Annotated in this window: 13 protein-coding genes; 2 read left to right on the top strand and 11 right to left on the bottom strand. The window is 70.6% G+C overall.

Features of this window, described 5'->3' with window-relative positions; translation table 11 throughout:
• Positions 1 to 36: 36 nt before the first annotated feature.
• Positions 37 to 1965, top strand: coding sequence for a 1-deoxy-D-xylulose-5-phosphate synthase (gene dxs / locus DEI89_RS02580; protein WP_110902432.1), 1929 nt, complete (start codon positions 37 to 39; stop codon positions 1963 to 1965).
• A 130-nt stretch (positions 1966 to 2095) separates the two neighbouring features.
• Here dxs and DEI89_RS02575 read toward each other — a convergent pair whose 3' ends face one another.
• The 4 genes from DEI89_RS02575 to DEI89_RS02560 all read right to left on the bottom strand — a co-directional run bounded on the left by DEI89_RS02575 (position 2096) and on the right by DEI89_RS02560 (position 7531).
• Positions 2096 to 4234: a 3-hydroxyacyl-CoA dehydrogenase NAD-binding domain-containing protein gene (locus DEI89_RS02575; protein ID WP_110902431.1), complete on the bottom strand. Its 2139-nt coding sequence runs from the start codon at positions 4232 to 4234 to the stop codon at positions 2096 to 2098.
• A gap of 2 nt (positions 4235 to 4236) precedes the next feature.
• A complete protein-coding gene (locus DEI89_RS02570; RefSeq protein ID WP_110902430.1) occupies positions 4237 to 5448 on the bottom strand; it encodes a thiolase family protein in 1212 nt (403 codons plus the stop codon).
• Positions 5449 to 5574: 126 nt separating this feature from the next.
• Positions 5575 to 6942 (bottom strand): HRDC domain-containing protein, encoded by a 1368-nt coding sequence (locus tag DEI89_RS02565; RefSeq protein WP_110902429.1) that lies wholly within the window; start codon positions 6940 to 6942, stop codon positions 5575 to 5577.
• On the bottom strand, positions 6935 to 7531 hold the full coding sequence (locus DEI89_RS02560) for a DUF3000 domain-containing protein (RefSeq protein WP_110902428.1): 597 nt from the start codon (positions 7529 to 7531) through the stop codon (positions 6935 to 6937). Before DEI89_RS02560 ends, DEI89_RS02565 begins: the two co-directional genes overlap by 8 nt.
• 99 nt (positions 7532 to 7630) lie before the next feature.
• Here DEI89_RS02560 and DEI89_RS02555 point away from each other — a divergent pair, with 99 nt between their 5' ends.
• Positions 7631 to 8830 (top strand): S9 family peptidase, encoded by a 1200-nt coding sequence (locus tag DEI89_RS02555; RefSeq protein WP_110902427.1) that lies wholly within the window; start codon positions 7631 to 7633, stop codon positions 8828 to 8830.
• 122 nt (positions 8831 to 8952) lie between these two features.
• On the opposite strand, the gene DEI89_RS02550 is transcribed toward DEI89_RS02555, so the two are convergent.
• The 7 genes from DEI89_RS02550 to DEI89_RS02520 form a co-directional block, all read right to left on the bottom strand.
• Positions 8953 to 9762, bottom strand: coding sequence for a hypothetical protein (locus tag DEI89_RS02550; protein ID WP_110902426.1), 810 nt, complete (start codon positions 9760 to 9762; stop codon positions 8953 to 8955).
• Between the two features lie 48 nt (positions 9763 to 9810).
• Positions 9811 to 10206: a DUF6188 family protein gene (locus tag DEI89_RS02545; RefSeq protein WP_110902425.1), complete on the bottom strand. Its 396-nt coding sequence runs from the start codon at positions 10204 to 10206 to the stop codon at positions 9811 to 9813.
• Complete coding sequence (locus tag DEI89_RS02540) at positions 10203 to 10577, bottom strand: hypothetical protein (RefSeq protein ID WP_110902424.1); 375 nt, start codon at positions 10575 to 10577, stop codon at positions 10203 to 10205. Before DEI89_RS02540 ends, DEI89_RS02545 begins: the two co-directional genes overlap by 4 nt.
• On the bottom strand, positions 10574 to 10984 hold the full coding sequence (locus tag DEI89_RS02535) for a DUF6188 family protein (RefSeq protein WP_110902423.1): 411 nt from the start codon (positions 10982 to 10984) through the stop codon (positions 10574 to 10576). The genes DEI89_RS02540 and DEI89_RS02535 overlap by 4 nt, the downstream gene beginning before the upstream one ends.
• Positions 10981 to 11760, bottom strand: a complete 780-nt coding sequence (locus tag DEI89_RS02530) for a hypothetical protein (protein WP_146236661.1) — start codon at positions 11758 to 11760, stop codon at positions 10981 to 10983. The genes DEI89_RS02535 and DEI89_RS02530 overlap by 4 nt, the downstream gene beginning before the upstream one ends.
• A gap of 213 nt (positions 11761 to 11973) precedes the next feature.
• Complete coding sequence (locus tag DEI89_RS02525; RefSeq protein WP_110902421.1) at positions 11974 to 12345, bottom strand: hypothetical protein; 372 nt, start codon at positions 12343 to 12345, stop codon at positions 11974 to 11976.
• A 180-nt stretch (positions 12346 to 12525) separates the two neighbouring features.
• Entirely contained in the window at positions 12526 to 12972 is a 447-nt protein-coding gene (locus DEI89_RS02520) for a hypothetical protein (protein ID WP_110902420.1), read from the bottom strand.
• Between the last annotated feature and the right edge of the window lie 3 nt (positions 12973 to 12975).

The following is a 12975-nucleotide window of genomic DNA, read 5'->3' as shown; positions in this document are numbered from 1 at the left end:
ATAGAGTGGGCCGACCGCCGTACGAAAGGAGCGCCCGTGAGCCTGCTCGCCAGCATCACGTCGCCGCGCGACCTGAAGCGTCTCTCCGACGCGCAGATGACCGACCTCGCCGCGGAGATCCGCACCTTCCTGGTCGCCGAGGTCGCCAAGACCGGCGGGCACCTCGGGCCGAACCTGGGCGTCGTCGAGCTGACCCTCGCCATGCACCGGGTCTTCGACTCGCCGCACGACCCGTTCGTCTTCGACACCGGTCACCAGTCGTACGTGCACAAGCTCGTCACCGGCCGGCAGGACTTCTCGCGTCTGCGGGAGCGTGGGGGCATCGCCGGCTACCCGCAGCGGAGCGAGTCGGAGCACGACATCGTCGAGTCGTCGCACGCGTCCTCGTCGCTGTCCTGGGCGGACGGCATCTCCCGTGCCTTCCAGCAGACCGGGCAGTCCGGCCGCACGGTCGTCGCCGTGGTCGGGGACGGCGCCCTCACGGGTGGCATGACGTGGGAGGCGCTCAACAACATCTCGGACCAGAACGACCGCCGACTGGTGATCGTGGTCAACGACAACGGCCGCTCCTACGCGCCGACGATCGGCGGGATGGCCCGCTTCCTCAGCTCCGTCCGGACCCGTCGCGAGTACCGCACCCTGTACGAGAAGAGCCGGGCCGCAGCCGACCACTTCGGTGCGCCCGGACGGGCGGTGTACCGCGGGCTCCGCGGCGGGCTGCACGGTTTCCTGTCGCGCTTCACCAACAACGAGGCGCTGTACTCGAACCTCGACATCAAGTACGTCGGACCCGTCGACGGGCACGACCAGCAGGCGATGGAGGCGGCGCTCCGGCAGGCGAAGGGCTACGGCTCGCCCGTCATCGTGCACGCGATCACCGAGAAGGGCCACGGCTTCGAGCCCGCCCTCCGCGACCAGGCGGACCAGTTCCACGCCGTCGGGCACATCGACCCGGAGACGGGCGAGTCGCTCGACAAGGCCTCGGGTCCGTCGTGGACCTCCGTCTTCGCCGCGACGCTCGCCGAGGTCGGCCACGAGGACCCGCGGATCATGGCCATCACCGCCGCGATGCTCCGTCCGACCGGACTGCACCTGTTCCAGCAGGCGCACCCGGACCGGGTCATCGACGTCGGCATCGCCGAGCAGCATGCCGTCACCACGGCCGCAGGGCTGGCGTACGGGGGACTCCACCCCGTCGTGGCGCTCTACGCGACGTTCCTCAACCGGGCGTTCGACCAGGTGCTCATGGACGTCGCCCTGCACCGGGCCGGCGTCACCTTCGTGCTCGACCGTGCCGGCATCACCGGCCCCGACGGGCCCTCGCACCACGGCATGTGGGACCTGGCGCTGCTGCAGGTCGTCCCCGGCATCCGGATCGCCGCCCCGCGCGACGCCATCACCCTGCGTGAGGAGTTCCGGGAGGCCGTGGCGGTCGATGACGCGCCGACGGTCCTCCGGTGGTCCAAGGGTCAGGTCGGGCCGGACATCCCCGCACTCCGACGGCTCGGCGACGGTGTCGACGTGCTGCACGAGCCCACCTCGGCCGAGGACGTCCTGATCGTGGCCGTCGGGTCGATGGTGCCGACGGCGCTCGAGGCCGCCGCGCTGCTCGAGGCGCAGGGCATCGGTGTGACCGTCGTCGACCCGCGCTGGGTGGTGCCCATCCCGGCGTCGCTCATCGACCTGTCCCGCGACCACCGGTTGGTCATCACGATCGAGGACGGCGTCCGTGTCGGTGGTGTCGGGACCCGGCTGCGGCAGGACCTCCGCGCTGCCGGGGTCGACACCGGCGTCAACGAGCTCGGGCTGCCGGACGCGTTCATCGACCACGCCAGCCGGAGTCAGATCCTCAGCGATGCGGGGCTGACCGCGCAGGCGATCACCCGCGACGTCATCGACCAGGTCGTCGGCACGAAGGTGCCCCAGGCGAAGCCGGCGCGGTCGCGGGAGTCCGCCGAGCGCTGACGCCCGTCGCGCCCGGTGCACTTCGGCGTCGCACAACAGGAACCGCCCCGAACCACGGGATCCCGTGGTTCGGGGCGGTTCCTGTTGTGCGGAGCCAGTCAGCGCCGTGCGCCGGGCAGCGCCGTGCGGGCTAGCGGGAGGCGGGGCCGACGATCGGCGGCTCGTGGAACGTGCCGCCGAAGACGCGCTCGGACGCACCGGAGCGGTCGAGGTACGGGCTGATGCCACCGGCCTGGAACGGGTAGCCCGCGCCGAGGATCAGCCCGAGGTCGATCTCCTCGACGTGCTGGACGACCCCGTTCTCGAGCATGCGGTGCACCTCGTCGGCCAGGGCGTCCTCGAACCGGCGCTGCATCTCGGCAGCGTCGACCGGCTTCGCGTCCTTCTTCGCCGGTGCGACGAGCTTCACGGCAGCGGGGTCGTACCCGCTCGCGTTGCCCTTCTTGTCGCGGGTGAGGATCGTGCCGTGCTCCGCGATCCGCTTCAGCCCGTCGCCCGGGTAGAAGCGCTCCGGCCACGCAGCGTGGTGCGAGTCGAGCACGTGCGCACCGACCGGCAGACCGACGAGCTCGAGCAGTTCGAACGGTGACATCGGCAGGCCCAGGGGAGCGGCACCGTCGGCGACGATCTCGAACGAGGTGCCCTCCTCGACGCCACGCATCGCTTCACCGAGGACGCGTGCGAGGACCCGGTTGACGACGAAGCCCGGCTGGTCGGCCGTGACGATGGCGGTCTTCTTCAGCGTCTTCGCGACGGCGAGGGCGGTGGCGACGGCCTCGTCGGAGGTCTTCGCCGCCCGCACGACCTCGAGCAGCGGCATCACCGCGACCGGGTTGAAGAAGTGGAAGCCGACCAGGCGTTCCGGGTTCGTCAGCACCGAGGCCATCTCGTCGACGGAGAGCGACGAGGTGTTCGTGGCGAGGATCGCGTCCGGAGCGATGACCTGCTCGATCTTGCGGAACACGTCCTGCTTGACGCTCATCTCCTCGAACACGGCCTCGATCACCCAGTCGGCGTCGGCGAAGGCGTCGTAGGACACCGAACCGCTGACGAGTGCGGTGATGCGGTTGGCGTCGTCCTGCGAGACCCGGCCCTTGGCGAGCATCTCGTCGACGGACTGGCGGATCCGGGCGACACCGGCGTCGACGCGCTCCTGCGAGACGTCGGTGATGACGACCGGCACGCCGAGACGACGGGCGAAGAGCAGCGCGAACTGGGACGCCATGAGTCCGGCGCCGAGGACGCCCACCTTGGTGATCTTCTTCGCGTCGACGCCCTCGGGAGCGCCGACCGGACGCTTCGCCCGCTTCTGCACGAGGTCGAACGCGTACATCGACGCGGCGAACTGGTCCCCGGCGAGCAGGTCGGCCAGGGCGTCGTCCTCACCGGCGAAGCGCTCCTCCAACGATCCGCTACGAGCGGCGGCGACGAGGTCGAGCGCGCGGAACGGTGACTTCGGCACGGTGCCGATCTTCGACGCGACCTGTCCACGGGCGACCTTGACGACGGTGCCCCAGGCGGCCTTCTCGATCAGTCCGGGCTCGTTCTTGCGGACGACCTTCGTGCGGCCGGACACGACGCCGTCGGCCCAGGCGACCGCGGACGGCAGGAACGTCACCGAGGGGATCAGCACATCGCCGATGCCGAGGTCGACCGCGGCCGGGCCGTCCATCAGGCGGTTGTTCTTCAGCGGGTTCTCGACGATGACCCGCAGGGCCTTCTCCGGACCGATGAGCCGGGGGAGCAGGGTCGCACCACCCCATCCCGGGATGATCCCGAGGAAGACCTCGGGCAGCCCGATGCCCTGGGCAGCGGACGAGAACACGCGGTAGGTGCAGTGCAGCGCGACCTCGAGCCCGCCGCCGAGCGCGATGCCGTTGACGAACGCGAACGACGGCACACCGAGCTCGCTGAACTTCCGGAGCGTCGCGTGGCCGAGCACGCCGAGCTCGTGTGCGACCTCGCGGGAGGGGAGCGCCGCCGCCTGGGAGAGATCGGCACCGGCCGCGAAGCAGTACTCCTTGCCGGTGATCGCGACGGCCTGGATCGTGCCCGTCGACGCGGCGTCACGCAGCGCGTCGAGCACGTCCGACAGCTCGCGCATCGTGCGCGGGCCGAGCGTCGAGGGCCGCTTGTAGTCCTTGCCGTTGTCGAGCGTGATCAGCGCGAGCGTGCCACCCGAGGGCAGCGCGACGTGCTTGACGTACGAATGCGTGACGACCTCGTCCTCGCTCAGGGCGGTCAGCTGGTCGATCGGGGTGGTGGTCATGGTCAGGCCGCCTTCCGTGCCGCGGACTTGCTGAAGTTCGGGTTCTCCCAGATGACGGTGCCGCCCTGGCCGAGCCCGATGCACATCGTGGTGATGCCGTACCTGACGTCCGGGCGCTCGGCGAACTGGGCTGCGAGCTGGTTCATCAGGCGGACGCCGCTCGACGCGAGAGGGTGCCCGACGGCGATCGCGCCGCCCCAGGCGTTCACGTTCGGGGAGTCCTGCGCGATGCCGTAGTTGTCCAGGTAGGCCAGGACCTGCACGGCGAAGGCCTCGTTGATCTCGAACAGACCGATGTCGTCGATCGACAGCCCGGCCTTCCGCAGCGCCTTGTCGGTAGCGGGGATCGGGCCGACGCCCATGACCTCGGGGTCCACGCCCATGAAGGCGAAGGAGACCATGCGCATCTTCGTCGGCAGACCGTGCTGCTTCGCGCCGTCCTCGGACGCGAGGAGGCTCATCGTCGCGCCGTCGTTGAGCCCGGCGGCGTTGCCGGCGGTGACCCGTCCGTGGGGCCGGAACGGCGTCTTCAACGCGGCCAGGGCCTCCAGGGTGGTGCCGGGTCGCGGCGGCTCGTCGGCCGAGACGATGTCCCAGCCTGCTCCGGTGTTGACCTCGACCGGGATGACGTCCGGCTGCAGCTTGCCGGCACCCCAGGCGGCGGCGTAGCGCTGCTGGGACTGCACGGCGAAGGCGTCGGTGCGGTCCTTCGTGATGGCGGGGAAGCGGTCGTGCAGACGCTCGGCGGTGGCGCCCATGACGAGGGCGTCGCTGGAGACCATGCGCTCCGCGACGAAGCGGGGGTTCGGGTCGGCGTTGAAGCCCATCGGGTGGCGTCCCATGTGCTCGACGCCGCCGGCGATGGCGATGTCGGCGGCACCGAAGGCGATGGCACCGGCGAGCGTCGTGACGCTCGTCATCGCACCCGCGCACATGCGGTCGATGGCGTACCCGGGGACGGTCTTCGGCAGGCCGGCAAGCATGCCCACCGTGCGGCCGAGGGTCAGGCCCTGGTCGCCCTGCTGGGTGGTCGCGGCGACGGCGACGTCGTCCACGGCGGCACCGTCGAGCGAGCTGTTCCGGTCGAGCAGGCCACGCATCGCGTGCACGGCGAGGTCGTCGGCGCGGGTCCGCCAGAACACCCCCTTCTCACCGGCGCGGCCGAACGGGGTACGGACACCGTCCACGAACACGACGTCTGATGTCTTCGGCAATGCGAGCCTCCAGATCCACAACGATCGGGCCGGAGCGACGTGTCACCCCGACCGGCCGGGCCTCGCCCGGCGACGCTCCGACGCTAGTACCCCCGGCTGGGCGGGGGCACGTCGGTTGGGCGGTTCCTACGAGCCGGTCGTCCCGGTCGTGGCGTCGGTCTGTCCGTCTGCGACAAGACCGACCGCACCGGGCGCGCCGGCGTCGGGCGTCGCGTGGTCGGCGTCCGCCGTCGTCTCGTCCGGACGGGAGGCCGTGGTCGCCGTGACCGCGGCCGCCGGGTCCTCGACGGACCGGTCCGCGGCGACCTCGAACGCGTGCGCGATGACCGACGCGGTCTCCTCGACCTGCCACGGCCGGGCGTCGTGCGATGCGAGCGTCGCACCGACGGTCTCGGTCGCGACGGTCTTCGGCGGGTTCCACGACACCAGACGGAGCGTCTCCGGCGTCAGCAGGTTCTCCACGGGGAGGTCGAGCTCCGCCGCACGCGCCGTGACGGCCGCGCGGGCCGCACGGTACCGACGGTCGGCGGCCGGGTTGCGTTCGGCCCAGGCGCGGGGTGGTGGGAGGCTCGGCTCGCTCCCGCCTCGCAGGCGTGGCAGGTCCTCGGTGGTCTGGCCCGCTTCCACGGCGGCCCACCAGCGGTCGAGCTCGGAGCGGCTGGCGCGGCCGGTGAAGGCCTTCAGCGCACCGAGTTCGGCACGTGAAGCCGGGGCAGCAGCGGCGGCGGCGACGATCGCCGAGTCCGGGATGGTGCGTCCCGGGGCGATGTCGGTCTCCTGCGCGTAGGCGTCCCGCGCCTCCCAGAGCGACCGGGCGATCGCGAGGGCCCGGGCGCCGCGGAGCACGTTCATGCCGGACAGTCGACGCCACGGTTCGGCACGCGGGGGCTTCGGGCCGCGAGCGAGGACGGCCGCGAACTCCTCTTCCGCGATCCGCGTCTTGCCGGCGGCGTCCAGGACCTCGGCGAGCGAGTCGCGGAGGTCGGGCAGCAGTTCGACGTCCAGTGCGGCGTAGACGAGCCACGCCTGCGGGAGCGGGCGGGTCGACCAGTCGGCGGCGGAGTGCGCCTTCGCGAGCGTGATGCCGAGCAGTTGCTCGACGACCGCGCCGAGGCCGACACGGGGGAACCCGGCGATGCGGGCACCGAGCTCGGTGTCGAAGATCTTGGTCGGGACCAGGCCGACCTCGCGGAGGCAGGGCAGGTCCTGGGACGCGGCGTGGAACACCCACTCCTCGTCGACGAGTGCGGCCTGCAGGTCGCTGAAGTCACCGATCGCGATCGGGTCGAACAGGAACGAGCCGGACCCGCGGCGGAACATCTGGATCAGGTAGGCGCGCTGCGAGTAGCGGTAGCCGCTGGCGCGCTCGGCGTCGACCGCGACCGGGCCGGTACCGGCGGCGAGCCGTGCGACGGCGTCGAGGTACTCGTCGCGTTCCTCGATGACGTGGACGGCGGCGTGCGCGTCCTCGTATGCGGGATCGGCGTCAGTCACGGGCGAGCCTCCGGGGGGCCAGGAGCGAGACACCGTCCGAGGCCGGGGGGAGTCCGGCGAGCATCGCCACGATCTCCTCCCAGGCCTGCACGTGCGGCGTCAGGTCGTCGTCGAGGGGCGTCCACGACGCCCGCAGTTCCAGCTGGGCGCCGTCGCCCTGAGCCGCGAGTTCGCCGTAGCCGCGGGAGATGATCTTCGTCGCGGTGCCGGACGCGTTGCCGTACCGGGCACCGTGCGCCTCGAGGGCGTCGACGAGCCAGCTCCAGGTGACGTCGGCGACGAACTCGTCGACGCCGATCTCCGGCTCGAGCGGGGCCTGCGCGAATGTGACGATGCGGTAAGCGCCGCCCCACCCCTCTGGCTCCGCGGGGTCGTGCAGGGCGATGAAGCGTCCGGTGCCGAGGTCCGAGTCCACACCGTGCACGACGCCCGACACGTCCGCCGCCAGGGCGAGTGAGAAGGGTGCGATGCGGCTCGGCGACGGGATCTCGGTGACCGTGGTCTCGGTGCGGGTCCTGCCACTCGACACGAACGCGCGGAGACGCGCGAACGCCTCCGGTTCGGCGTCGGGGTCTCGGGATTCGGGCACGGATGCAGACTAGGCTCCGGACCGAGCACCGGCGCGGGCGGCACGCCGTTCCGCGCGCAGTCGTGCTGCCCGCAGTCGTCCTCGTCCTGGAAGGCCCGCATGGCCCGCCGTCCCGATGCCGTCCGGTCCGTCGGCCTCCTCGCGCTGGGTGCCGGCATCACCACCGCCGCGGTCGGCGTCGCCGTCGTCGCCGGGTCGGTCGCGGCCGTCGCACGGGCCGTGGTCACCCCGGACCGCAAGCGCGCCGAGCGGGTGCCGATCACCGCCGTCGACCTGGAGGCACGCACCGTCTCCCTGGGACGCAGTCCCGACACCGAGTCCCCGGGTCGGTACAGCCTGTGGTTCGGCGGCGCGACCGGGCACATGCGCGTCGGCGAGGTGCTCGACATGACGGACACGACCGTCACCCGTCGGGTCATCGCCGTCGACGCCGGCGACCCCAGCGTGGCCCGACGCGGCCGGTGGGGCGGTTGGTTCTACCTGACCCCGGGGGAGCTCGGGGTGCCGGTCGAGGACGTCGACGTGCAGACCCCGAACGGCCCGGCGCCCGCCTGGGTGGTCCGCGCCGACGACCCGGCCGCGCCCTGGGCCGTTCTGGTGCACGGACGGGGCGTGACCCGGGCCGAGACGATCCGCGCGGTGCCGGTGTTCCGCGCCGCCGGCTACTCGGTGCTGCTGGTGTCGTGGCGGAACGACGGGGTCGCACCACCGAGTGCCGACGGTCGTTACGGTCTGGGCTCGACCGAGTGGGAGGACGTCGACGCCGCCCTGGACTGGGTCGCGCAGCAGGGCGCCACGAGCGTCGTGCTGATGGGCTGGTCGATGGGCGGTGCCGTGGTCCTGCAGACCCTGGTTCGTTCGGGGCTCGCAGGACTCGTCAGCGGCGTCGTGCTGGAGTCGGCGGTCGTCGACTGGCACGCGGTCCTGAAGTCGCAGAGCCGTGCGCTCCGGCTGCCCCGGCCGGTGCGGAAGGTGGCGCAGTGGGTGCTCCGCACGCCCGTGCTGCACCGGGTCGCCGGACTCGACCAGCCGATCGACCTGCGGGAACTCGACATGGTCGCCCGCGCCGACGAACTGCGGGTGCCGATCCTGCTGCTGCACAGCGACGACGACGGGTTCGTGCCTGCATCGGCGTCCTACGCCCTCGCCGCTGCCCGACCGGACCTGGTGCGGCTCGAGGTCGCGCACGTCGCCCGGCACACCAAGCTCTGGAACCACGACGCGGACTGGTTCGACGCGCGGATCCTGGCGTGGCTCACCGAGGTGGTGGCGTCGCGGCCGGCGGCCGACGCGCGGTGACGCGCGTGCGGTGACCGACGTCGGACGGGAGGCGCGGGACCAGCGGTGACGGGCCTCCCGTCCGACGGGTGGTCATCACCCGCCGTCGGTGGCGGCCTGTCCGGCTTCAGCGCGTGCCCGGATCAGCGCGCGGGGAAGAGGTCGACGGAGCGCGGGGTGGAGCGGTAGCGGAGGTGCTCGAAGTCCGGGTGCCAGTCGACGAGGCCGACCACGGCGCGGACGGCGATGTCGATGAAGTACGGCGACACGACGACGCGGCGGGGGATCGTCGTCGCCTCGATCTCGGTCGCGGGTCGGGAACGCGACCCGTCGAAGTCGGTGACGTGCACGCCGTCGAGGTCCGTGCCCCAGGTGTACGCGGGCAGCAGGCGGGCGGTGTCGGGGGCGACGTTGCCGACGACCTCCCACATGCCCGGCTGGAACCGCGCCGGCAGGGTCAGCCCGGCCACCACCGGCTGCGTGGCGAGCACGACGAGCGGGTCGGCGGGGCGCGGCAGGTCCTCGGGGCGCTGGAAGACCGCGAGGTAGACGGCGTCGTGCAGCGTCGCGAGGACGTGCCCGAGCAGCACCCGGCCGCCGCCGTCCGGGATGAAGAAGACGTCACCGGTCTCGGCGGTGAAGGGCTCGCGGCTGAGCGGGAGCAGCTCGTCGGCGGGCGTCTCGGCGGTCCCGGACTCGGAGTGCGACGACGACCGTGGCGGGACACCCTCGGCGGGGGACGGCCGCGTCATCGTCACGCCCGCGTGGCGGAGTCGCTTCAGACGATCGTCGAGGTCGCGGCCAGGGTTGCCACGATCGATCATCTCGATCGTGAACAGCTTCTCCGGGTCGGCCCGGGTCTCGGCCAACAACTGCGCGAAGAGCTGCTGCTCACTGTTGGTCTGGTGGAACTCGGAGCCCGATGGCTGGTCCTTCTTGCGCTTGCCGAACACGTCGTCCGTTCCCCTCGTCCGATGACACCCTCATCGTGGCACGACTGGTCAGTCGGACGTTGCTGGTGGTCCGGAGACTGCCAGGCCACCGCCGGGCATGGCGATCATCATCCGCCGCTCCGGCCCGGCACCGTGGTAGTTCCAGGACTCGTACGACTCGTCGGGCCAGGCCTCGAGGACCGTCCCGGATGCGAAGTGGAGCCGGAGGTCGGCGCCGTCGAGTGTCGCGTTCGTGACCGTGTCGCCGGGCAGGGCCAGGACGGGTGCGAGCGACGTCGGGTCCGTCGGGTCCACGAGCCGGCGTTCCCCGTCCGGACCGGTGATCGCGAACTCGGCCTCGAACTGCACCGTCGTGCCGTTCGAGAACCCGATGGTGGTCTGGAAGGTGACGGTCAGGACGTCCACCCGGGCGGCGGCGAACTCGAGAACGGGATCGTCGGTCATGGTGCCTCCTCCGTCGGTCGGATGGGCGATCTGGTGATCACCGAACGGTCGTACGCCGTCGCGGAGAGGAACCCCCGGTCGGCAGCACGGAGGAGGACGGTGATGATCTCCGGCCCGGACTCGACCTGGCACACGAGGACGAGCGCGTCCCCGAGCGGCTCGAGTGGTTCGACCAGTGGCAGCAGGTTGGGTTCGTCCTGCGCGTAGCTGCGCCGGACGACCTCGGTGAAGGAGCGTGCCGGCACGTCGTAGGTGAGGACCTCGGCATCGTCGGCGACAGCGGACAACACCTCGTGCACCCGGCCCGGGACGAGCGGGTCGGACGCCGGTAGGCGTCGGCGCAGGTCGTCGACCGACAGGTCGTCCGTCATGACGCCGTTCCTCCCGGCAGCGTTCGAGCGACGACCTCGCCGCCGGTCAGGACGTCGATGTCCAGGCGCGCTCGTCCTGGTTCGGACCAGTGCCACGAGGGCCGGTCGCGGTGGGACCACCCCTCCAGCAACTCGCCCGTTGCGAAGCGGACGGCGATGCGGGCGCCGGTGACGGTGCCGTGTTCCACTACCTTCGCGTGGAGGGCGAGGAGCGGCAGGAGCGAGGGCGGATCACCGGGTTCCATGAAGGTGTGCGTGCCGTCGGTCTCGGTGAGCGAGAAGGCAGTCTCGAACCGGAGGGTCGCCCCGCTCGAGAAGCGGACGGTGACAGCGGTGTCGATCACGATGGCGTCGAGCGTGTCGCCGGCGACGTGCAGTTGGATGGGGGCCGACGTGGTGTTGGTCACGGTGTCCTCTCGCCGTCTCCGGCGTCTCGCTCTGCGGGGAAGACGAGCTGATCGAGACGCGGCAGTTCGGTCGGCATCTCGTCGGTGAACCACGGGAGCTCGACCATCTGGATCCTGCCGTCGTGCGCCCAGATGAGCAACTCGCCCCCGACTGCCTCGGCGTCGGTTCGGTAACTGGCGGCTTCCGGCAGTGGTCCGTCGGGGAGGTCGACGCGGGGTGCCTCGGCGAGTTCGAGCGCGAGCGCCCACGCGCGCGGCCCGGACGGCGTGACGTCGACCACTGCGCCGAGCTGGGTGAGGAGCGCCGGCGCCTCGTCGATCCGAGCGTTCTGGAGGCACGCGCGGACGAGTGCGCGGATCTGCTGACCGTCGCGTGCCTCCTGTGCGTGGCGCTGCTCGTCCGCGATCTCCTCGTCGCGGCTCCCGATGCCGGACGCGGGAACGCCGGGTCCGAGGAACAGTTCGAACTCCCAGGAGGTCCCGATCACCGAACGATCCAGGGTGACCGTGACCGTCGTGCTGTCGAAGAAGTCGATGCGGGTCACGGCCTGCGAAGCGTCCGTCGTGGTGCTGCCGACCGGTGAGCCGAAGAACTCGCCGTCGATCATCTGGTGGTTGTCCCGGACGAAGCGCCGCATGTCGTCGTCGGTGATCCACAGTCCGGCGCCGCTGCTGTCGCGCAGCTTCTGCTCCCACTCGAGGACGTTGATGTCCGAGTCCGGCAGCGCGACCATGTCCAGGTCGGTGACGAGCCAGCGCAGCGGGGGGATGGTCATCCCGTTGACGATGTTTCGGAACGTCAGGACGCCCATCGGTTGCGAGCCGATCAAGCGGTGGTACGTCACGAAGTCGGGCTGGGGTCTCCTGGTTGCCGGGTGGCCTGATCTCCTGCGGAACGACATGGTCTTCGCTCGCTCACTCTCACGGATCGCTTCCTGCTGCCTCGTGAAGCGGTTCGCGAGTCTGCCGGAGCTTGCCGACCAACTCGATCACTTCGTCGAGGAGCGCGGGCGAGCGCTCATCTCGTGGGCGTGCGCGTCTGCCTCGGTCTTGTAGATCTCGCCCCATGCGATGCTCGAAGGCATGGCATGGACAGGCGGATCGACGTCGGGGAGACAGATCTGCACGAAGTGCGGGAAGGCGGGGAAGGTCCAGAGGTCTTCGTCTTCGAAGCGACTCCAGAGCAACAGCTCCCCGATGCCCAGCGGGTGGCCGAGCTCCTGACCGTTCAGCGGCGGATCGCAGCTGACCATCAGTGCATGGTGACCGTTCGGGAGCTCGATCGGTCGTTCCACTTCGCACCGGAAGACGGACGAGAACCGCTTGCTGTCGATGGAGGAGAGAAAAAAGACCTCTTGCATGTCAGAACTCCGGATTGATTCCGCTGACGCGATCGAACTGGATCGCGCCCTTCTCGATGCCGTTCGGGACGATGTACTCGTCAAGTCCGCCTCGGTTGCCGTCCAGGGGAACCGGTGCCTTCGTCTCACCGCCGCGCTGGGGTGTTCTCGACCCAGTCGAAGACGACCACGGGCCTTCCTTCAGGCGTCGTGTGGCCGGCGGGACATGGCCGCCGCCGGTGTCCCTTCCCCGAAGATCGAAGTGAACCCGTCTTGCACTCCGACTCGATCCAGGTCGAGGATCCCCGTCCACCACGCTCCGTCCACCACATCGATGACGATGACGGCTTTGTCGAGCTGACCGACATCGGCTTCCTCGAAGCCGATGAACTCGCCCTCGATGAACTGCACCGTGGCTGCAACGAGACGAGTGAACGTGGCGTGGTCGAGCACTGGATTCGGAAGACCTGGCGTGCTGGACACTCGTTCGAGTTCACCAATCTCCAATCCGGAACCAGGGGAGACGTTGACGAAGATGTCCTCGGCTGTCCAAGAGAGTTCGGGGAGACACAGAGATCCCAAGATGTCGTCGAGTTCGACATCCACGTCTTCGTTCTGGATCAAGTCGAGAGTGAAGAGGCGCAGCATCGG

Source organism: Curtobacterium sp. MCBD17_030, from assembly GCF_003224255.1.
Taxonomy (GTDB): Bacteria; Actinomycetota; Actinomycetes; order Actinomycetales; family Microbacteriaceae; genus Curtobacterium.
This window is presented reverse-complemented; position numbering and strand designations above follow the sequence as displayed.